We start from the raw sequence: 19,888 nt of genomic DNA, 5'->3' as shown, positions 1-19,888 counted from the left end.
GGACGCGATGCGGGTCGGCTTCGTCGGCATCGGACGGCTGGGGCGGCATCTCGCCGCCAGCCTCCTCCGCGGCGGGTTCGCGCTGACCGTCCACGACCGCGACCCTGCCGCGGCGGCCCCGCTGGTGGAGCAGGGCGCCGTGTGGGCGGAGACGCCCGGCTCTGCGGCGGCGGGCGCCGACGCGGTCATCACGTGCCTCCCCTCCCCGGCCGCGGTCGCCGCGGTGCTCGAGGGCGAGGACGGGGTCCTCGACACGCTGGGCCACGGGGGCACGTGGATCGACATGAGCACGAACGACCACCACGAGCTGCAACGGCTCGCGGCGCTGGCGGCGAGCCGGAGCCTCGCCACGCTCGAGGCGCCCGTGACCGGAGGCGTGCACCTCGCAGCGACCGGTGAGATCACCGTGATCGTCGGCGGCGACACCGCCGTCGTGCATGCGCACATGCCGCTCCTCGAGGCGATGGGAGGCCGTGTCTTCCACGTCGGCCCGCTCGGCCGCGCTTCGGAGATCAAGGTGATCACGAACATGCTCGCCTTCGTCCACCTCGTCGCGTGCGGAGAGGCGCTGATGCTGGCCGAGCGTGTCGGGCTCGACCTCCGCCAGGCATGGGAGGTGATCGCCGCGAGCTCGGGGACGAGCTTCGTGCACGAGACCGAAGGCCAGGTGATCCTGAACGGCAGCTACGACATCGGCTTCACGGTCGACCTCGCGCTCAAGGACCTCGGCCTCGTCCTCGACCTCGGCGAGGAGACGGGCGTCCCGCTCGACCTCGCGGCACGCACGCGCGAGCGGTTCCTCGAGGCGCGAGCGCGCTACGGCGGGTCGGCGTGGTCGCCGATGGTCGTGCGGCTCCTCGAGGACGCGGTCGGCGTCGACCTCCGCGCGCCCGGCTTCCCGGCCACGCTCGAGCCCGAGTAGCGTCGGCTCACGACTCGGGCGGGGCCCCTCCCTCGGCCGTCCGCCGGGCCACGAACTCGTCGAGCTCGGCCGCGATCGCGTCGTCCAGCGGCGGCTCCTCGAACGCGGCGAGCTCTCGCTTCCAGATCTCGTTCGCCCGGTGCGTGGCATCGCGGGCCCCGGCCTCGGTCCACTGGCCGAAGTTCGACCAGTCGGAGACGAGCGGCTCGTAGAACGCGGTGCGGTACCGCTCGAGGGTGTGGGCGCCGCCGAAGAAGTGGCCACCGGGAGGCGTCGCCGCGATCGCGTCGAGGCCGATCTCGGCGTCGTCGACGACGAGGGGCTGGAACACCTCCGCGAGCATCTGGAGCACCTCCACGTCGAGGATGAACTTCTCCTTCGACGCCGTCAGCCCCCCCTCGAGCCAGCCGGCGGCGTGGATGAGGACGTTGCAGCCACCGAGGACGGCTCCGAAGAGGCTCGTCATCGTCTCGTACATCGCCTGTGCATCGACCGCGTTGGAGGCGGTCGGCGCCGACGATCGGTACGGCAGGCCGACGTGTCGGGCGAGCTGTCCGCTCGCGAGCGCGGCCTTGAAGTACTCCGGCGTCCCGAAGGCCGGCGCACCGGACTTCATGTCGACGTTCGACGTGAACGCGCCGTAGACGACCGGCGCGCCGGGTCGGACGACCTGCGTGAGCGCGACCCCCGCCAGGGCCTCCGCGTGCTGGAGCGTCAGCGCCCCGGCGAGCGTCACCGGCGCCATCGCCCCCGCCAGGGTGAAGGGCGTGATCACCGAGAGCTGCCCCGCCGCCGCGAAGTCGATCAGCCCCATGCACATCGGGATGTCGAGCTGCCTCGGCGAGTTGCTGTTGATGACCGTGTAGCAGCGCGCAGCCGATGCGAACTCGTCCCGGTCGACTCCGTACCCGATGCGGAACATCTCGAAGCCGTCGGCGACCTGGGCGCGGCCGCGTGCGTAGAGGTACGGGGCCTTGTCGGTCAGCGTGAGGTACGCGAGACACGACTGGAGATGCCGGAACGGCAGCGGGACGTCCTGCGGCTCGACGCACGGGCCGGTGACGTGGAGCACGTCGAAGCGCTGAGTGAGACGGACGAGGTCACGGAAGTCCGCGAGGTTCCCGTCCCGCTTGCCGCCGTCGAGGTCGCTGACCGCCGGGGGGCTCGAGACGGGGACCGTGACGAGGTGGCGACCCCCGACCGTCACCGTGCGCTCCGGCGAGCGACCGAGCAGCTCGAACGACGTGGGCGCCGACGCGAGCGTCTCCGCGACCATCCCGCTCTCGAAGCGCACGAGCTGCGTCTCGTCGTCGACGAGGGCGCCCGCGTCCCGCAGCATCGTGCGTGCCTCCGGGAGCAGGACGCGGATCCCGTGCTCCCGGAGCAGCGCGAGCGCCGACTCGTGGATGTGGCCGACCTCGTCGGCGCTCAGCACCTCCACCGGCGCGAACGGGCTCGTGAGCGACCGGTACCGGAGGGAGCGCCGGACGGGAGCGGCGTCCGCCGCCTGCCGACGACGGCGGCGTCCACGCTCTCTGTCACCTCGCTCCACGCGGTCTCCTCCGGCCGACCGCGTCATCCTATGCGCCGCCGCGCCGTGCGGCCCGCGTCGCGATCGCCCCGTCCCTCGACGTCCACGGCTACGAGGCCGCGACGTCCACGACGGGATCTCCGAGCGCCGCGACCGAGACCTCGACGCCGAGACCGGGGCCCGACGGCGGAGCCTGTCCACCGTCGCTGCGCGGGGGGAGCCCGGTGCCGTGGTCGGCCGTGACCCAGGTGTGGAAGTCGCACGTGTGCACGCGCAGGCGTTCGGGCGTGCCGAGGCCGACGTGGACGACGGCCGCGGTGGCGAGGCTCGCGCCCCCCGCGTCCTCGACCGTGACCTCGAGTCCGAGCTCGACCCCGACGTCGCGGAGGAGCGCAGCCCGCGTGACCCCCCCGACTCGCTGGAGCTTGACGGTGATCCCGTCGGCGACGCCTTCCCGGTGGGCCCGGAGCACGTCGTCGAGTGCGACGATCGACTCGTCGAGGACGAGCGGCCGGTCGCAGTGCCGCCGCACGGACGCGCACTCGGCGTAGGTGCGGCACGGCTGCTCGAGCACGTACTCGAGGTCGCGCGTCGCCCGCAGGAAGCGACGGGCGGCACCGGCGGTGAAGGCGCCGTTCGCGTCGGCGTACAGCACGACGCCGTCGCCCACTGCCTCCCGTACGGCGACGAGTCGCTCGGCGTCGGCCGCCGGGTCGCTCCCGACCTTGACCTGCAGGCGCCGGTACCCCTCGGCTCGCAGCTCGCGCGCGAGCGCGACGGCGTCGTCGAGGGAGGCGATGGTGACGACGTTGTACAGCGGCACGGCCTCGCCGTGCCGCGCGCCGAGCACCTCGCAGAGCGGGCGGCCCGCGGCACGTGCGGTCACGTCCCACGCGGCGATGTCGAGAGCCGACTTCACGTACGGCTGCCCGCGCATCGCCGTGTCGAGCAGCGAGACGAGCGCACGCGGCTGCGTCGGATCGACTCCGAGCAGGAGCGGTGCGAGCTCGCCGACGCCCGCGCAGGCGCCCGCCGTGAACGAGTCGGCGTACGCAGGGCTGATCACCGCCATCTCGCCCCAACCCGTCACGCCCTCGTCGGTGTCGAGCGCGACGATCAGCGAGTCGAAGGCGGTCGATCCCACGTGCCCCATGGCGTACGCGCCGCGGCGGAACGGCTGGAGCTGCCGGAATGCGCGGACGCGCGTGATCCTCACGCGCGCTCGTTCCCGGCGCGGTCGATCGAGGGACGACGCACGGTCACACCGCGCCGAGCAGCTCGTCGGCGTACGTCACGGCGACGCGCCGCAGCACACCGGACTCGTCGGGCTGGTAGTGACCCATCCGCCACAGTGCCGGCGAGTAGACGTGCAGCGACGTGGCCGGGGCGGCGTCGCCACCGGGATGCCGGACGCCGTGGATGTACGTCGCCGTGAAGGTGAAGAAGCCTCCCGCCTCGTGTCCGCGCGTCTGCTCACGGATCCACCCGTCCGGCCCCCGGACGAAGAAGTCCTCGAAGAGGATGCCGTCGCACACGACGACGCCGCCCCCGGACCGGTCGTGGTCGTGGTACCCGGTCGCCTGGCCGTTCACCCAGCAGATCAGCCAGACGTCGATGTTCGGATCGCGATAGAGCTGCCGGTAGAAGCGCTCGCCGGGATCGTGATGGACGTAGGGCCTCCAGACCGCCTCTTCTGCCCGGAGCGCGACGGCGAGCGCGCCCATCTCACCGGGAGCGAGGTCCGTGTTCGCCGGGACGCGCTCGTGGATCCAGGCGGCGATGTCGTTCACGAAAACAACCTCCCGGGTGTCTCGGTCTGGAGAATGTGGACGACAGAATCGCCGAGGCCGCGGACGGCGTCCAGTGTCTGCTGCGTATCGATCACGGGCGTGTCGCTGCCGTAGACGAGCCGCTCGACGCCGAAGGTCTCGATGCAGAGCTCGATCGCCCGGCGCCCGTAGCTCGCGGTGTCGAACAGCGTGTCCGGATCGAGCGCGGTGCGCACATCGACGCCGCGGTGGACGAGCCGCTCGTGCTGCACCGGAGCGCCGCCGGCGAGGATCGCGAAGACGACGCGGACCGACGGGAACCGGTCGCGTCCGTCGGCGAGCCAGGAGAGGTAGGCGCGCTGCATCTGCCCCGTGTAGCCCGCCGTCCAGTTCCACCACGCGGGGCGGCTGGCCGGCGCCGTGTCCTGCGACTCGGGATGCACGAACAGCACTCCGCCCGCCGCATCCACGGCCGCGAGGAGGGACGGGGCGACGTCGGGGTCGACGAGGGCGGACGCCCCGACCGACGTCCCCACGCAGTCGTCGGCGACGCGCCAGGGCGCGAACGTGCGGAAGCGACCACCCGCTGCGGCGACGACCCTGCGCGCGCCCTCGAGCCACGTGAGCTCGAGCTCGTCGCGCTCGGCGCCCGCGAGCTGCTCGATGCCGAGGCTCGGCTGCAGCGAGAGGACGGCGACGTCGATCCCGTCCCGGTCGAGCAGGGCGAGCCGACGCTCCGGGTCGTGGGCGTCGAGGTCGACCGCGGACACGCCCTCGGGCGTGACCAGCTCGCCGCCGCGAAGGTAGGGGACCTCCTGCCGCGCCTCGAGCGCGGCCACGAAGCCCTCCGGCCACAGGTGCTGGTGGACGTCGTACGTCACGACCGTGCGAGCTCGCCCGAGCGGACGAGGTCGACGACGGGCTCGATGTCGGGAAGGAGGTCGCCCTCGCGGAGGAACGGGGCCACCGATCGCACCAGGTCGCGCGCCCGGCGCGTTCCCGCTCCGAGCTCGTGGCCTCGCAGGTCACACGCCTGCGCGGCGAGCAGCAGCTCGACGGCGACGATCCGTGTGCCGAGCTCCGTCATCTCGGCGAGCCTCCGCGCAGCGAGCGGCGCCATCGTCATGCGATCCTCGATGCCGCCCGCCTGGGAGCCGGAGACCGTCTCGTGGGAGACGGGAGCGGCGAGCAGGCGCGCCTCTGCGGTCAGCGCCTGGAGCGCGATCCCGAGCTCGCTGTACGCGCTCTCGGGCAGGCCGGGGCGCTCGGCGAGCCCCTCCGGGAGGTCGGTCATGTGCGGCTGCAGGAGCTTGAGCGTCCGCTCGCACGCACTCGTCAGCACCGGCGCGAGCGCGAGGCGCGCGAGGTCGAGCGCGAGCGCGAGGGGCACCATCTCGAAGTTGCCGACCGACACGACGGCCTCGTCGTCGAGGACGACGAGCGGGTTGGCCTGGGCGCTGTTGAGCTCGATCGCGAGCTGCTCGCCGACGAAGCGAAAGGCGTCGCGGGCGGCGCCGTTGACCTGCGGCAGGGTCCGGAAGGTCAGCGGATCCTGCAGGGCGCGGGGCACCATCGCGGTGCCGGCGAGGAGCTCGTCGAGCCGCTCGAGCGTCGCGCGGACGCCCGGGTACGGACGGACGACGCCGATCGCGGGATGGAGCAGCGTGCGGTTCGCACCGAGCGCCTCGAGGTCGAGTGCCCCTGCGACGTCGAGCGCGTCGAGCAGCTCCACGGCGTCGTGGACGGCGAGCGCGCCCCACCCGGTCGCGAACGAGCTCTGGTTGAGGAGCGCGATCGCCTCGCCCTGGGCCAGCTCGAGGTCGCCGAGGATGCCCTCGGCGAGGTCGGCCATGCTCGCGAGGTCGCTCTCGCCGACCGATCCCCGCACGCGGACGGCGGGCAGGCGGTCCTCGTTGAGACCCGCGACGAGGCGCTCTGCGAGCAGCGGCCGCGCGACCGTCGTCCCCTGCGCGAAGGCGTTCGCCAGCCGGAGCGCCGTCGCGCGCACGACGTCCCTGGGTGCGTACGGCGGGTGTGCGATCAGGTGCTGCCGGAGCACGAGGCGGTCGTGGCCGGGGTCGTGGATCGTCGCCGTCTTCCTGATCCCGAGGCCCGTCGTGAGGCCGTACGCCGGCGTCCCGTTCGCGATCACGGCCTCGGCGACGCGACGCGCCGCCCCCATCCGCTCCAGCGCCTCCGGGGCGATCTCGACGACCGTGTGCCCGCGGGCGACGCGCACGACCTGCTCCATGGTGAGGTCGCGGCCGGTGAGGACGACGGTCACGGCGCGATCATCGCACCCGGGAGGCAGGTCCTGCACACGCGTCTCCGAGACGCGAGCGTTCCGGCGATGCGGATGAGAGGACTTGAACCTCCACGCCCTTACGGGCACACGGACCTGAACCGTGCGCGTCTACCAATTCCGCCACATCCGCGCGGCGGACGAAATTCTACCGGCGCGGCGACGGCGGTCACGCGGGCATGCTTGCAACCCGAAGCCCGACTCCCGACGTCTCAGTTCACATGCCCCGGATCCCCCACCTCCTCGCCGTCGTCGTCGCCCTGCTCGTCGTCGTCTCCGGCGGCACGCCGGGACCGGCCGTCGGCCACGGCGAGCTGACCGAGGTGGTGGTACGGCTGGCGTCACCACCACTCGCCTACGCGCAGGGCGATCGGGAGACGGCGCTGCGACGCATCGTCGCCGAGCAGAAGCGACTCGTGGACGCCGTCCACGCGGGCATCCCGGGCGCGAAGCCCCGCTGGCGCTACCGCATCGTCATGAACGGCGTCGCCGTCGCCCTCCCCTCCGACGACGTCCCCCGGCTCGCGGAGCTCCCGGGCGTCCGCGACGTCCTTCGTGGGACCACCTACACGGCTGCGCTCGACCGCAGCCCGGGCACGATCGGCGCGCCGTCGCTCTGGGGCCCGCAGCTCTCGACTGCCGGCCAGGGCGTGAAGATCGGGATCATCGACGACGGGATCGACCAGACGCACCCCTTCTTCTCCCCGGTGGGCTTCACGATGCCCGTCGGCTTTCCGAAGGGGCAGGCCGGCTTCACGACGGCGAAGGTGATCGTCGCGCGCGCGTTCCCGCCTCCGGGCGCCACCTGGAAGGCGGCGCGGCTGCCGTTCGATCCCCAGCTGTCCGGTCACGGGACACACGTCGCCGGCATCGCCGCCGGGAACGCGGCCACGCTCGCGGGCGCCGGCCGCCGTGTGTCGGGCGTCGCGCCGCGCGCCTACCTCGGGAACTACAAGGCGCTGACGATCCCGACCGACGCGGGCGTCGGCCTCGACGGGAACGCCCCCGAGCTCGTGGCGGCGATCGAGGCGGCAGTGGCCGACGGCATGGACGTGATCAACCTCTCGATCGGGGAGCCCGAGATCGAGCCGACACGCGACCTCGTCGCCCTCGCGCTCGACGCGGCCGCGGCAGCCGGCGTCGTTCCGGTCGTCGCAGCCGGCAACGACTATCAGGACTTCGGGCGGGGGACCGTGTCCTCGCCCGGCAGCTCCCGCGCGGCGATCACCGTCGGTGCCGTCACCGCCGGCTTGCCGAGCGCGCTGGCGTCCTTCTCCGCCGCCGGGCCGACGCCCGTGTCGCTGCGTGCGAAGCCGGACGTCGTGGCCCCCGGGGTCGCGATCCTCTCGTCCGTCCCCGACGGCTGGGCGGCGCTCTCCGGCACGAGCATGGCCTCCCCGCACGTCGCCGGCGGGGCCGCTCTCCTCCGCCAGCGGCATCCCGGCTGGTCTCCGGCCGAGATCAAGGCCGCCCTCGTCGGGACCGCCCGCCCCGTGCCCGGAGGCACCCGCCCCGAGGACCCGTCACGGGTCGGCGCGGGGCTCGTCCAGCTCGCCGCAGCCGATGCGCCCGTCCTCCTCGCCGAGCCGACGTCGGTCTCCTTCGGCCTGCTCGGCCGATCGCGGACGACGTCGGCCACGGTGTCCCTCACCGACGCGGGCAGGGGCGCCGGGACGTGGAGCACGGCCGTCGTCCCGTCGCGAGCGGCCGTCGGCACGACGGTGAGCACCGATCCACAGGTCTCCGTTCCCGGCCCGCTGACGATCTCGGTCACGACCGGTGACGCCGTCGGCGAGACGACGGGCGTGGTCACCCTAACCCGGGACGGCGTGTCGCGCCGCATCCCGTACTGGCTCCGCGTCGCCGACCGCACGCTGGCCGGCGCAGTGACGACGCCGCTTCCGCGCCCCGGAGTGTACGGCGGCGACACGCGCGGGCGCCCGAGCCTCGTCGACCGCTACCGCTACCCCGAGGTCCCGCCCGGGACGGCCGTGGCGGCGGAGCTCCGCGGGCCCGAGCAGGTCTTCCGCCTCACGCTCCCGCGTGACGCGGCCAACTTCGGCGTGGTCGTCACTGCGCGACGCAACGGGTCACGTGTCGAGCCGAGGGTGGTGGTCGCCGGCGACGAGAACCGCCTCACCGGGTACGCGGCGCTCCCGCTCAACCACAATCCGTACCTCGTCGGCTTCGGCGAGCCGACGCCGGTCGCGGGCGCGCTCAAGCCGCGGGCGGGGAGCTACGACATCGTGTTCGACAGCCCGACCGCCGCCGGCGCCGGGCCGTTCAGCTTCCGCTTCTGGATCGACGACGTGCTCCCGCCGTCGGCGCGCGTCGTGTCGCGCACCGTCCGCCGGGGAACGCCGCTGCGCGTGCGGGTCGCCGACGCCGGGTCAGGCGTCGACCCGACCTCGGTCACCGTGGCGGTCGACGGCCGGCAACGCCCCCGTGCCGTCCGCGGCGGGGTCGTGCGGATCGCGACCGGGGCGCTCACCCGCGGGAGGCACACGCTGCGGCTGCAGGTGTCCGATTTCCAGGAGACACGGAACACCGAGAACGTTGCGCGCATCCTGCCGAACACCCGCGTGCTCCGCACGACGTTCGTCGTGCGCTGAGGCGCACGCGCACGGCGCCGTTGTGACCTAGCGCTTCGTGCGAGGCTCTTCGATCGTCGGCAGCGCGTCGAGGTCGCGCCGCACGCTGGCCTCGAAGTCGTCGACCTCGTCGGTCGTGACGACGTGGAGCCGCGCCTTCTGACGCTCCCGCTCCCGGCTCCGGCGGGCGTCGGCACCCAACACCCTGCCGATGCGGGGCCATTCGGCGACGGCCACGAGCGCGACCGCGACGACGAGGAGGGCGAGCCATGGCCAGCTCACGGATTCGATTCTAGCTCGTCGGCCGCGCACGGTCCCGGACGGGCGAACGCCGACCGCGCGGCGTCGACGCGAGAGGCGACGTCGCACTGCGCCAGATGGTCGTTGACCAGTCCCATCGCCTGCATGAAGGCGTAGACGGTCGTCGGGCCGACGTACCGCCATCCGCGCCGCTTGAGATCCGACGCCAGCGCCCGCGAGGCATCGGTCTGCGTCGTCTCGTGGAGCACCTCCCACGTGACCGGCGTCGGCCGCTCGCGGGGATCGGGCTCGAACGACCAGACGTACCCGGCCAGCGAGCCCTCTTCCTCGACGAGCTCGCAGCACCGTCGCGCGTTCGTGATCGCCGCCTCGATCTTGCCCCGGTGCCGCACGATGGACGCGTCCGTGAGCAGCCGCTCGACGTCACGCCGTCCGAAACGGGCAACCACGTGGACGTCGAAGTCGGCGAACGCCCTCCGAAAGGCGTCTCGCTTGCGCAGGATCGTCAGCCACGAGAGCCCGGACTGGAAGCCCTCGAGGCACAGCTTCTCGAACAGCCGCCGGTCGTCGGCGACCGGGAAGCCCCACTCGACGTCGTGGTAGCGCGTGTAGTCGTCCGCCCCGGTCGCCCACGCGCATCGCGCGACGCCGTCCGCCCCGACGACGATGCCCTTCCCAACAGCGCCCACGCGGTGCAATGTAGACGGCGTGGTGATCCTTCACGTCGTGACGATCGAGCGGTCGTGACCGATCGGCCCGCCGACCCCGCCTCCCAGACGACGGTCATGTTCACGGACATGGTCGGCTCGACGGCGCGGGCGGCGGAGCTCGGCGACCGGGCGTGGGCGTCGCTCCTCGCCCGCCACAACGAGGTGATCCGCGACCACGTGCACCGTCACGACGGACGCGTGATGGACAATGCGGGCGACGGCTTCTTCGTCGTCTTCGGCGCTCCGGCGACCGCGCTCGCATGCGCGACGGCCGTCGTCGCGGGCCTCGAGGAGCTCGGCGTCACGATCCGCGTCGGGCTCCACACCGGCGACTGCCTCGTCGTCGACGACAAGTGCACGGGGCTCGCGATCCACATCGGCGCGCGCCTCGCCGCGATCGCGGCGCCCGGAGAGATCCTCGTGTCGGAGGCCGTGCGCCGGAGCGCGGGCCCGACGGTCTCGTTCGACGAGCGCGGCGAGCACGAGCTGCGCGGCGTCCCGGGCACCTGGGCGCTGTTCGCCGTCGTACGCTGAGCGCACACGGCCCGTCGGTCGCGACGATCACCCGTCGGAGACGAAGACCTCCATCGCGAGGTCGGCGAGGGGGACGCCGCCGTCCGCGGTGACGAGCCAGGTGTCCTGCATGTACAGGCAGTCCTCGCCGTTCGCGGCGATCGCGTGCGGGTGCATCGAGAGCACCATGTTCTCCTCGAGTGGGATGTCGACGCCCTCCCCCACCTTCGGGAACTCGATCATCGTCATCCCGATCGAGTGCCCGGTCACGTGCCCGAGGTGGTAGCCGCGGTCGGAGAAGCCCCTCGACACGGCGACGTGGACGTCGTGGCACGTCGCCCCGGCGCGCATCGCGCGCTTCGCCTCCTCGTAGTACTCCACGTACGCCTCTGTCATGCGCCTCGTGTCGTCGGAGAGGGTCGTGCCGCCCGCGGCCACCGCCCGGGAGACCTCGACCCAGTGCATCCCGGGCCCGGCGATCTCGAGCGAGGGCAGGACGAAGTCACCGAGCACCTCCTCGCGCCGCGCGATCTTGAACTCCGGGAACGCGAGGCCGGAGCGGCCCGGTGCCGTCAGCACCATGTTCATCGTCAGGCGCCCGCACCCCTCGGCGACGAACCACTCCTCGGCCGGCGCCATCACCTCGGCCGCCGTCTTCCCCGGCGCGTAGTGCTCGAGCCAGATCTCGAAGCCCGTCCGGTTGATCCGCACCGAGTCGCGCACCGAGTCGAGCTCTGCTTCGCTCTTGACGGCACGCGCGAGGTCGAACTCGACGTCGAACGGGACGAGGTCGAAGCCCTCGAGGGCGCCGTAGTCCCTGATCGTCATCACGTAGTCGAGGCCGTACACGCCGAGGCGCTTCCATCCCGCGTCGCGGGCGCGCTCCGCGATCGCCTCGCCCGGCCGCGGATGGAAGACCTGCTCGAGCGGCGTCGTTCCGTGCTCCCCGACGTACCGGGCCTCGGCGGGGAACACGACGAACGGGTCTCCGTCTGCGGGGAGGACGACGTACGCGTAGCGGTGCACGATCTGGAAGCCCGACAGGTACGTCACCGACCCCTCGAACCCCGTGTACTCGCTCCCCGACACGACGAGCGCGTCGAGTGCGTGCGCCGCCATCGCGGCACGGACGTTCCGGTACCTCCGGTCGAGCTCTGCTCTCAGGTCCACGAGGCCTCCAGTCCCTTGATCAGTGCGGTGATGGTGTCGTTGAGCGGCGTCGGCACGCCGAGCTCGCGCCCGAAGCGTGCGATGCCGCCGTTCAGGTAGTCGATCTCCGTCGCTCGGTGCGCCTCGACGTCCTGGAGCATCGACGCCTTGTGCCCGTACGCGACCTCGGGCTTCGCGGCGTGGTCGATCAGCTCCTCGGGGTCGGCGTCGAGGACGATCCCCTGCGCGGCGGCGACCGCTTTCCCCTCGTCCACGAGGCCGGTGACGAGGCCCCGCAGGTCGGGCCGCTCGCACACGCGTCCGTGCGTGAGACCGGTGAGCGCGCCGATCGGGTTCGTCGAGGCGTTGAAGATCACCTTGCGCCACTGCGCCGGACGTGCGTCCGTGACCGCCTCCGTCGGCATCCCTGCCCGCGTGCACGCGTCGGCGAGGCGCTCCACCTCCTCCATCGAGGCCGGGCTCGGCGCGAAGGGCGACAGCGTCGTGTCGCCTTTGACGTCCCACTGGACGACACCCGGCTCCAGGACCTTCCCGGCGGGGAAGGTCGTGCCCCGGATCACACGCGGGACGTGCGCCGCGAGCGTCTCCTCGTTCCCGACGCCGTTCATCACCGACGCGACGGCGCCGTCGGCGAAGGCATGCGCGGTTGCCGCGATCGCCGCCTCGGCGTGCATCGCCTTCGTCGCCACGATGCCGAAGTCACACGGCGGCAGGGCCGCAGGATCGGTCGTCGCCGCAGGCCGGCCGAGCACGTCCCCGGCCCCCGTCAGTTGCAATCCGTTTATTTTGATCGCATCGATGTGCGCTTCGTTCAGGTCGAACGCCCACACCTCGACGTCGTCGAGGGTCGCGAGGTTCGCGGCGAAGAGCGAGCCGACGGCGCCGCAGCCGACGACACAGACCCTCATCGGCCGATCCTCCGCGTCAGCCAGCCGAGCGAGAGCTCCCGGCCTCCGGTGATGCCGCTCGGGCGCAGGATCAGCATCGCCGCCATGATCGCGCCGAGCAGGACGAGTGTCGTCCCGGTCGGCAGGTCGGGGATCACGTTGAAGTCGCCTCCCTTCTCCGAGCCGCTCAGGAAGGAGCGCAGCCCGCTGACGGCCAGCGCGCCGACGACCGCGCCGAGCAGGCTCGACGAGCCGCCGACGACGAGCATCGCCAGCGTTACGAACGTCAACTCGAGGTAGACCTGATCCGCGGTGATCGAGCCCAGCTGGTGGACGAGCAGCCCGCCGGCGAACCCGGCGAGCGCGCCCGACAGGGCGAACGCCCAGAGGCGCTGCAGGTGGACGCTGATGCCGACGCCCTGCGCCGCGGCCGGGTCCTCGCGCGTCGCACGCAGCTGCCGGCCGAGCCGACTGCGCTGGTACGCGAAGGCGACGACGACCACGATCAGCACGCCGACCGTCGCCTGCAGCGGGCCGGTCGTCTCGGGGACGAGCGACAGCGTCGTCGCCCCGGGCCCGATCTTCGTCCACTCCCGCAGCAGGTTGTGCGTGATCTCGAGCACGGCGAACGTCGCGATCCCCGCGGCGAGCCCGGAGAGCCGCATCAGCGGGATCCCCACGACGAGCGCGAACACGCCGCCGACGAGCGCGGCCAGCGCGAGCGACGGGACGTTCCCGATCGTGTGGTCGCGGAGGACGTCGAAGAGCTCCGTGAGCACGCCCTGCTTCGACTCCTGGGGGACCGACATCACGCCGGCGGCGAACGCGCCGACGGCGACGAAGCTGATCTGGCCGAACGAGAGCACGCCCGAGTTGCCCACGAAGACGTAGATCGCGACCACGACGCCGACCGAGACGAGGGCGTCGAGGAAGTAGATCTGCGTCGAGCGGCTCACCGTGGTCGAGAGGAGCCCTGCGACGACGACGAGCACCACCGGGCCCGCGAGCTGCACTGCCGCGTCGAGGAAGCGGGACACCGTCCGCGTGCCCGTCATACCCGCTCCACCAGTGAGGAGCGGCCGCGGGCGAAGAGCCCGGCGGGCCGGACGAGGAGCACGACGATCACGAGGGCGAACAGCACCGAGTCGAGGAACACGGTCTGATCGGTCGGAAGCGCGGCGTAGATGATGTCCGACGCGAAGCCGATCACGAAGCCCCCGAGCGTCGCCGTCCACAGGCGGTCGATCCCCCCGACGACGACGCCGACGAGGACGACGATCGTCGGCTTGAGACCGAACGTGGGATCGACGAACGGTGTCTCGACGGTGAGGATCACGGCCACGGTCGCGGCGAGCAACCCGGAGAGCAGGACCGCGAAGCCGATCACCCGGTTCGCTCGCACGCCGAGCAGGCGGGCCGTCGGGAAGTCGGCGGCGGCGGCGCGCATCTGGAGCCCGATCGTGGTCTTCGCGAGCAGCAGCGCGAGCGCCGCGAGCGAGAAGGCGGCGACGGCGATGGCGACGAGGACGATCTTCCGCACGTCGACGCCCCACACCGTGATCGCCTGGTTGAGCGACGCGATCGACGCGGCCGGCTCGCCGATCGTCCCGTCACGGACGTCGATCAGGAGCGCGGCGTTCTGGAGCAGGAACGCGACCGCGAACGTCGCCACCAGCATCACCGCCGGCGACTGCGTCCGCAGCGGTCGGAAGACGAGACGATCCATGGCGAGCGTGAGCGCGAGCACGACGCCGAAGCAGAAGAGGATCCCGACCGTGACCGACCATCCCCGGTCGGACGCGAACGCGAGGGCATACGCACCGGCCATGATCAGCTGCCCGTAGGCGAAGTTCACGAGGCGCAGGACGCCGAAGACGAGGCCGATCCCGACCGCCATCAGGGCGTAGACGGCGCCCTGGCCGACCGCGTCCACGACATCCTGGCGGTCGATGTCGGAGAAGGCCCCGACGAGGTGCAGGACGACGGCGCTCACGACAGGTAGGCGGCGACCATCCGGTCGGTGTCCGTGGCGTCGGCAGGCGTGAGCGTCAGGCGGACCTCGCCGTTCGCGAGCAGGTACGTGCGGTCGGCGAAGGCCACCGTCCGCTGCGCCCGCTGCTCCACGAGCAGGATCGCGATCCCACGGTCGCGGATCGCCGCAAGGGCATCGAACACGACGTCGACGATCTTCGGTGCGAGCCCGAGCGACGGCTCGTCGAGGAGCAGCACGCGGGGGTCGGCGACGAGCGCCCGCGCGATCGCGAGCTGCTGCTGCTGCCCCCCGGACAGGGCCCCGGCATGCCTCCGGCGAAACTCGCGGACGATCGGGAACAGGTCGTACACGGCTGCGATGTCCTCCGCGCCGCCACCGCGCCGAGCACGGCCCGCGAGGCCGAGGCGGAGGTTCTCCTCGACCGTCAGGTCGGCGAAGATCCGCCGGCCTTCGGGAACGAGTGCGATCCCGGAGCGGGCGACCGTCTCGGGCGCATTGCCGAGAATCGAGCGACCCTCGAGGCGGACGTCCCCTCCCGCGGCGGGCACGAGCCCCATGAGCGCGTGGAGGGTGCTCGACTTTCCCGCGCCGTTGGGCCCGATGAGCCCGACGATCTCCCCCTTCGCCACCGTGAGGGAGAGGCCCCGGACGGCGGCGACGCCGCCGTAGCGGACGACGAGCCCGTCGACCTCGAGGACGGTGTCCGAGGTCGTCACGCGTCGTCCTCGTGCACGGCGCTCTCGCCGAGGTACGCCGCCGCGACGTCGAGGTTCGCACGGATCTCCCCCGGCGTGCCCTCCGCGAGCGTGCGGCCCTGGTCGAGGACCTGGATCCGGTCGCAGACCTCCATGATCAGCGCCATGTTGTGGTCGATCAGCAGCACGCCGGCGTCGTGGTCGTCCCGCACGGAGCGGACGACCGCCGCGAACTCCGGGACCTCGGCCTCCGGCAGGCCCGCGGCGGGCTCGTCCATGAGCACGAACCTCGGCTCCGTGGCGAGCGCCCTGGCGACGCCCAGGCGGCGCTCGTCGCCGTGGGCCAGCGCCGCGGCCGGGACGTCCGCGTACGTGTCGAGATGGAGGAGCCCGAGCAGCTCGTCGGCGCGCCGACGGGCCTCGCGCGGCCTCACCCCGACGCCGAGCGCCGCCACCTCGATGTTCTCCCGGACGGTGAAGCTCCGGAAGGAGCGGGCGTGCTGGAAGGTGCGGGCGAGGCCGTTGCGGCCTCGCCGGTGGGCGCTCCAGCGTGTGATGTTGCGCCCTTCGAGCTCGACGGCCCCGCTGGTGGGCGAGTCGAAGCCCGTGACGACGTTCACGAGCGTGGACTTGCCGGCGCCGTTGGGGCCGATCAGGCCGACGACCTCGTGGCGGTGGAGCTCGATCGTGACCCCGTCGAGCGCCTGCACGCCCTCGAAGGACCGTGAGATCGCGGCGGCCCGGAGGGATCCTCCGGGCCGCCGCTCCTCGCTGTGCGTGTCCGCCTCGGCCACGCCGACGACCGCTAGATCTTCGGAACGGCCTTCGCGGTGACGTAGGCGACGATCTTCGGCTTGCCGTTCTGGATGCGCAGCACGCGGTACTCGCGACCGAACACCGTGTGCAGCTGCTTCGAGAAGCTGACGAGCCCCGAGATCGTCGGGACCTTGCGGAACTTCTCCATCTGCGCCGCGAGCGCGACACCCTGCGTCGAGCCCTTGGCCCGCCTGATCGCGGTCACGACACCGTCGATCGCGGCGGCACCGGTCACGAAGCCGCCGGTGCCGGCCTTGACCGCCTTCGCGAGCGCGTTGACCGCCTTGTTCTTGTCGTCACCGAACGCGGACGCGAACGTCACGGCGTAGTAGTTGGAGACGACGGGGTCCTTCGGGAGCCAGTACGTGCCGTCGCCGGCCCACGAGTTGAGGATCGGCGTCTGGTTCCCGAGCGAGCGGAGACCGGCGACGAGCGTCGGCAGCTCGCCGAACGCCGTCGACGTCACGACGACGTCGGCCTTCACGCCGTTCAGGCGGCTGACCGCGTTCTGCACGTTGTTGGCGCCGGTCGCGTAGCTCTCCTTCGCGACGATCTTCCCGCCGAGCTGCTTGAACCGCGCCTCGAACGCCTGGACGACGTTCTTGAAGTAGACGAGCAGCGTGTTCGTGGCGAGCGCCGCCGAGCGCCAGCCGCGTGCCCAGGCGTACTGCGCCATGGCAGAGCCCTCGTCCTGGGCCACGTTGCCGAACGAGAACGCGAGCCGACCCTTCGCCCCGAAGCGCTTCGGGCCCATCTGATCGGTGCCGATGCAGGGGGCGACGGCGAGGATGCCGCGGTTGATCGCCTCCGTCACGACGGGGGTCGCGAAGTCGACGTCGCACGTCGTGAACATGATGTCGGCGCCCTTGCCGATCAGGCTCGCGGCGCACGCCTTCGCCTTCGCCGGATTGTTGTTGTTCGTGTCGCAGGTCACGAGGACGATCTTCCGCCCGCCGACGCCGCCCTTCCTGTTCCACTGCTTGACCCGGATCTGCGCGGCGGCGAGAGCAGGGCCGTCGAACGGCCCCATGTTGCCCTTGCCGTCGTACGCCCAGCCGATGATGATCGGGTCCTTTGCCGCCCCGACCGCCGTGCTCGCCAGCACCGCCGCGGCGGCGACGGCGAGCGCGGCCATGACGAGCGCTGCACGCGCCCCTCTGCTCCTCGATCTCATATGCCCTCCTGTGGGCTCGACGTTTGACAGGTTCAGGTCCGACGGTCGAACGGGCCTCGTCACCACGATTCCTCCTTCGCCTTCACGAGGCGGTAGAGCGCCGTGTGCAGCGGTGCGGCGACCCCGTGCCGCTCCGCTTCGCGGACGAGGGCCCCGGTGATGAGGTCGATCTCGGTCGGTCTGTGTGCTTCGACGTCCTCCAGCATCGATGGATAGTGCGCGGACCCGCGCTGCGTGGCAAGGACGTTCATCTCCCACGGGTCGTCGTGCAACGCGATCCCGGCCGCGGCGGCGACCGCCTTCCCCTCGTCGACGAGGTCGTGGACGAGATGGCCGAGATCGGTCGGCTCGTCCTCCGCGGCGAAGTGCGCGTCGTGTGGCAGCCCCGTGAGCGCGGCGACCGTGTTGACGGTCGCGTTGAAGATGAGCTTCGACCACTGCGCCGGGCGGAGGTCGGGGAGCGCCTCCACCGCGAGCCCGGCGCGGGCGATCAGGTCGGCGATCTCCTCGACGCGGTCAAAGGGCGTCTCCTCGTACGGGCCGAGCCAGGTCTCGGTGTCGAGCACGTACTCGACGTGCGTGTCGGAGTGCTTCGTGCCGCTCATGAAGGTGACGCCGGAGACGATCGGCCAGCCGCCGTGGGCGCGGACGATCTCCTCGGCACCGAGCCCGTTGAGCGTGGTGACGATCGTGGCGTCCGGGAAGCGCCCCTCGAGCGACGCTGCGGCCTCCTCCAGCCCCGTCGCCTTCGTGGCGACGATCGCGACGTCGAAGGCGGGGAGCGCGTCCGGGTCGTCGGTGGCCGTGACGCGCGCGGTGAGCTCAGAGCGCCCGCTGATGCGGAGGCCCTCTGCGTTCAGTGCGTCGGCATGTGCACGACGCCGCGTGAGCACGGACACGTCCACCACCTGGGCGAGGTGCCCGGCGAACAGGCTTCCGATCACCCCGGCTCCGACGACGCACACACGCTCGATCATTCGCGGCCGGTCAGGCCTCTGCCGCCGCGGGGACGCGCCCCTTGAAGTGCGGCACGACACGCTCGGCGAAGAGCTCCTGGTTCTTGATCGCCATCCAGTGCGGCGCTCCGCCGGCGTTGACGGTGATCCCGATCTCCTTCAGGCCCTCGCAGACGCCGATCGTCTCCTCGATGCGCGCGATGATGTCCTCGGGCGTCCCCACCCAGACGTAGTCCTCCTCGATCAGCTGCTCGTAGGGGACCTCGGCGAGCTGCTCCATGATCCCGGCGGCGTAGAAGCCGTAGCCGGCCGCCATCAGGCCGTCGGCCGGAGGCTTCTCGTACTCGGTGAGAGGCGAGCAGTTGCCCTGGATGAAGCCGTTGATCCAGTCCCTGCCCTCGCGCAGTGCGGTCTCACGGTCGTCGTCGAGATGGCACGCGTGGATCCAGACGATGTCGGGCTCGGTGCCGTGCTCGGCGCAGGTCGACCGGTAGAGGTCGAGCTGCTCCTCGAGCACCTTGTACGGCAGCAGCGGCGGCACCGCGACGCCCCACCCGCGTTCGGCGGCGAGCGTGTACGTGCGATCCGAGGTGCCCCCGAGGTAGACGCGGTACGGCGTGTCCACGAAGGGGACGACGTGGGAGTCGTCGACGTCGAAGTACGTGCCGTGGTGCGAGAACGACTCGTTCTCGAGCGCCTCGAGCAGGAGGTCGACGGCCTCCTCGTACCGGGGCCGCGCGTGCTCGTCGAGCGGCACGCCCGCCTTGAGCGGGAGCCAGCCGTGCCCGCGCCCCACGCCCCACTCGTAGCGCCCGCCCGTGAGGATGTGGGTGGCGTGGATGACGCTCGCGAGCACGGTGGGGTTGTGGTACGGGAGCGCGTGCAGCATCGTCCGGAAGCGGATGTCGCGCGTCCGCTGCGCGGCGGCGGCGAACAACGCGGTCGGGTTCGACGAGATCGAGAACTTCGGGAAGAAGTAGTGCTCGATCGCGGCGTACGCGTCGTACCCGAGCCGGTCGGCGTTGACGATCTGCTCGAGCGTCTCCGCGTAGAGCGTCTCGGGTGTCTTCCCAGGATGGAGCTGGAGCTCCGAGTACAAGCTGAACCGCATCATGCCCTCCTCGGTGGCATGTCAACGCAGGCCGGAGGAGTATCCCCGATCCCTGTCATGTCAGTCAAACCGGCGACGGCCGCACGCCCGCTCACGCGAGGACGGCGGTGCACTCGATCTCGATCAGGAGCCCCGGGACGGCGAGCCCGGTGACGCCGACGATCGTCTGTGCCGGATGCTCGGCGCCGCCGGTGACACGGTCGATGGCGGCGGTGATCGCCTCGTACTCCGTCGGGTGCAGCGTGTAGATCGTGCGGCGGACGACGTCGTCCCAGCCCGCCCCGGCCGCGGCGAGAACGACGCCGACGTTGCGCATCGCGGCCTCGGTCTGCGCCTCGAGGTTGTCGCCGCCGACGATCGAGAAGCCCTCGTCGAGCGCGACCTGGCCTGCGACGTGGACGACCGTCGTGCCCTCGGCGATCGCGACGTGCGAGAACCCGGGGGCCGGATGGAGCCCGACGGGGTTGACGAGCCTTCTGTTTGGCAT

At 72.0% G+C, this 19,888-nt stretch carries 20 protein-coding genes and 1 tRNA gene; 3 read left to right on the top strand and 18 right to left on the bottom strand.

The window, feature by feature from the left end; all coding sequences use genetic code 11:
* Window positions 1-7: 7 nt before the first annotated feature.
* Window positions 8-922, top strand: a complete 915-nt coding sequence (locus AC162C_RS04775; RefSeq protein ID WP_484096554.1) for an NAD(P)-dependent oxidoreductase — start codon at window positions 8-10, stop codon at window positions 920-922.
* Between the two features lie 7 nt (window positions 923-929).
* Here AC162C_RS04775 and AC162C_RS04770 read toward each other — a convergent pair whose 3' ends face one another.
* From AC162C_RS04770 to AC162C_RS04745, 6 genes are all read right to left on the bottom strand, one after another.
* On the bottom strand, window positions 930-2,501 hold the full coding sequence (locus tag AC162C_RS04770) for a trimethylamine methyltransferase family protein (RefSeq protein ID WP_484096553.1): 1,572 nt from the start codon (window positions 2,499-2,501) through the stop codon (window positions 930-932).
* 61 nt (window positions 2,502-2,562) lie between these two features.
* Window positions 2,563-3,669, bottom strand: coding sequence for a mandelate racemase/muconate lactonizing enzyme family protein (locus AC162C_RS04765; protein WP_484096552.1), 1,107 nt, complete (start codon window positions 3,667-3,669; stop codon window positions 2,563-2,565).
* Window positions 3,670-3,712: 43 nt separating this feature from the next.
* Window positions 3,713-4,243 carry a cysteine dioxygenase gene (locus tag AC162C_RS04760; protein WP_484096551.1) on the bottom strand — a complete coding sequence of 177 codons (531 nt, stop codon included), beginning with the start codon at window positions 4,241-4,243 and terminating at the stop codon, window positions 3,713-3,715.
* On the bottom strand, window positions 4,240-5,103 hold the full coding sequence (locus tag AC162C_RS04755; protein ID WP_484096550.1) for an amidohydrolase family protein: 864 nt from the start codon (window positions 5,101-5,103) through the stop codon (window positions 4,240-4,242). Before AC162C_RS04755 ends, AC162C_RS04760 begins: the two co-directional genes overlap by 4 nt.
* Window positions 5,100-6,506, bottom strand: coding sequence for an aromatic amino acid lyase (locus tag AC162C_RS04750; RefSeq protein ID WP_462974300.1), 1,407 nt, complete (start codon window positions 6,504-6,506; stop codon window positions 5,100-5,102). The genes AC162C_RS04755 and AC162C_RS04750 overlap by 4 nt, the downstream gene beginning before the upstream one ends.
* 67 nt (window positions 6,507-6,573) lie before the next feature.
* Window positions 6,574-6,657, bottom strand: a tRNA-Leu gene (locus AC162C_RS04745).
* A gap of 88 nt (window positions 6,658-6,745) precedes the next feature.
* Between AC162C_RS04745 and AC162C_RS04740 the strand changes: the two genes are divergently transcribed.
* Window positions 6,746-9,136, top strand: a complete 2,391-nt coding sequence (locus AC162C_RS04740) for a S8 family peptidase (RefSeq protein ID WP_484096549.1) — start codon at window positions 6,746-6,748, stop codon at window positions 9,134-9,136.
* A 27-nt stretch (window positions 9,137-9,163) separates the two neighbouring features.
* Here the strand turns inward: AC162C_RS04740 and AC162C_RS04735 are convergent, their stop codons facing one another.
* Entirely contained in the window at window positions 9,164-9,397 is a 234-nt protein-coding gene (locus AC162C_RS04735) for a hypothetical protein (RefSeq protein WP_484096548.1), read from the bottom strand.
* On the bottom strand, window positions 9,394-10,065 hold the full coding sequence (locus AC162C_RS04730; protein WP_484096547.1) for a DNA-3-methyladenine glycosylase I: 672 nt from the start codon (window positions 10,063-10,065) through the stop codon (window positions 9,394-9,396). The genes AC162C_RS04735 and AC162C_RS04730 overlap by 4 nt, the downstream gene beginning before the upstream one ends.
* Before the next feature lie 54 nt (window positions 10,066-10,119).
* Between AC162C_RS04730 and AC162C_RS04725 the strand changes: the two genes are divergently transcribed.
* Window positions 10,120-10,620 (top strand): adenylate/guanylate cyclase domain-containing protein, encoded by a 501-nt coding sequence (locus AC162C_RS04725; protein ID WP_484096546.1) that lies wholly within the window; start codon window positions 10,120-10,122, stop codon window positions 10,618-10,620.
* A 27-nt stretch (window positions 10,621-10,647) separates the two neighbouring features.
* Here the strand turns inward: AC162C_RS04725 and AC162C_RS04720 are convergent, their stop codons facing one another.
* From AC162C_RS04720 to AC162C_RS04675, 10 genes are all read right to left on the bottom strand, one after another.
* Window positions 10,648-11,769, bottom strand: a complete 1,122-nt coding sequence (locus AC162C_RS04720) for a M24 family metallopeptidase (protein WP_484096545.1) — start codon at window positions 11,767-11,769, stop codon at window positions 10,648-10,650.
* Window positions 11,760-12,677, bottom strand: coding sequence for a ketopantoate reductase family protein (locus AC162C_RS04715; protein ID WP_484096544.1), 918 nt, complete (start codon window positions 12,675-12,677; stop codon window positions 11,760-11,762). Before AC162C_RS04715 ends, AC162C_RS04720 begins: the two co-directional genes overlap by 10 nt.
* Window positions 12,674-13,711 carry a branched-chain amino acid ABC transporter permease gene (locus AC162C_RS04710; protein WP_484096543.1) on the bottom strand — a complete coding sequence of 346 codons (1,038 nt, stop codon included), beginning with the start codon at window positions 13,709-13,711 and terminating at the stop codon, window positions 12,674-12,676. Before AC162C_RS04710 ends, AC162C_RS04715 begins: the two co-directional genes overlap by 4 nt.
* On the bottom strand, window positions 13,708-14,649 hold the full coding sequence (locus tag AC162C_RS04705) for a branched-chain amino acid ABC transporter permease (protein ID WP_484096542.1): 942 nt from the start codon (window positions 14,647-14,649) through the stop codon (window positions 13,708-13,710). Before AC162C_RS04705 ends, AC162C_RS04710 begins: the two co-directional genes overlap by 4 nt.
* On the bottom strand, window positions 14,646-15,365 hold the full coding sequence (locus AC162C_RS04700; RefSeq protein WP_484096541.1) for an ABC transporter ATP-binding protein: 720 nt from the start codon (window positions 15,363-15,365) through the stop codon (window positions 14,646-14,648). Before AC162C_RS04700 ends, AC162C_RS04705 begins: the two co-directional genes overlap by 4 nt.
* Window positions 15,362-16,138 (bottom strand): ABC transporter ATP-binding protein, encoded by a 777-nt coding sequence (locus tag AC162C_RS04695; protein ID WP_484096540.1) that lies wholly within the window; start codon window positions 16,136-16,138, stop codon window positions 15,362-15,364. Before AC162C_RS04695 ends, AC162C_RS04700 begins: the two co-directional genes overlap by 4 nt.
* Before the next feature lie 11 nt (window positions 16,139-16,149).
* Entirely contained in the window at window positions 16,150-17,334 is a 1,185-nt protein-coding gene (locus AC162C_RS04690; RefSeq protein ID WP_484096539.1) for an ABC transporter substrate-binding protein, read from the bottom strand.
* Window positions 17,335-17,393: 59 nt separating this feature from the next.
* Window positions 17,394-18,311 carry a ketopantoate reductase family protein gene (locus AC162C_RS04685; RefSeq protein ID WP_484096538.1) on the bottom strand — a complete coding sequence of 306 codons (918 nt, stop codon included), beginning with the start codon at window positions 18,309-18,311 and terminating at the stop codon, window positions 17,394-17,396.
* 10 nt (window positions 18,312-18,321) lie between these two features.
* Entirely contained in the window at window positions 18,322-19,401 is a 1,080-nt protein-coding gene (locus tag AC162C_RS04680; protein ID WP_484096537.1) for an LLM class flavin-dependent oxidoreductase, read from the bottom strand.
* Window positions 19,402-19,492: 91 nt separating this feature from the next.
* Window positions 19,493-19,888, bottom strand: a complete 396-nt coding sequence (locus tag AC162C_RS04675) for a RidA family protein (protein WP_484096536.1) — start codon at window positions 19,886-19,888, stop codon at window positions 19,493-19,495.

This window comes from Gaiella sp., assembly GCF_057140465.1.
Note: the sequence above shows the minus strand (reverse complement) of the source record. Positions and strands in the feature narration are given on the sequence as shown.

Bases quoted from the DNA above. Each gene is read 5' to 3' on its own strand.
- AC162C_RS04775 (WP_484096554.1), top strand. From the start codon at position 8: ATGCGGGTCGGCTTCGTCGGCATCGGACGGCTGGGGCGGCATCTCGCC.
- AC162C_RS04770 (WP_484096553.1), bottom strand. From the start codon at position 2,501: ATGACGCGGTCGGCCGGAGGAGACCGCGTGGAGCGAGGTGACAGAGAG.
- AC162C_RS04740 (WP_484096549.1), top strand. From the start codon at position 6,746: ATGCCCCGGATCCCCCACCTCCTCGCCGTCGTCGTCGCCCTGCTCGTC.
- AC162C_RS04715 (WP_484096544.1), bottom strand. From the start codon at position 12,677: ATGAGGGTCTGTGTCGTCGGCTGCGGCGCCGTCGGCTCGCTCTTCGCC.
- AC162C_RS04710 (WP_484096543.1), bottom strand. From the start codon at position 13,711: ATGACGGGCACGCGGACGGTGTCCCGCTTCCTCGACGCGGCAGTGCAG.
- AC162C_RS04690 (WP_484096539.1), bottom strand. From the start codon at position 17,334: ATGAGATCGAGGAGCAGAGGGGCGCGTGCAGCGCTCGTCATGGCCGCG.
- AC162C_RS04685 (WP_484096538.1), bottom strand. From the start codon at position 18,311: ATGATCGAGCGTGTGTGCGTCGTCGGAGCCGGGGTGATCGGAAGCCTG.
- AC162C_RS04680 (WP_484096537.1), bottom strand. From the start codon at position 19,401: ATGCGGTTCAGCTTGTACTCGGAGCTCCAGCTCCATCCTGGGAAGACA.
- AC162C_RS04675 (WP_484096536.1), bottom strand. From the start codon at position 19,888: ATGCCAAACAGAAGGCTCGTCAACCCCGTCGGGCTCCATCCGGCCCCC.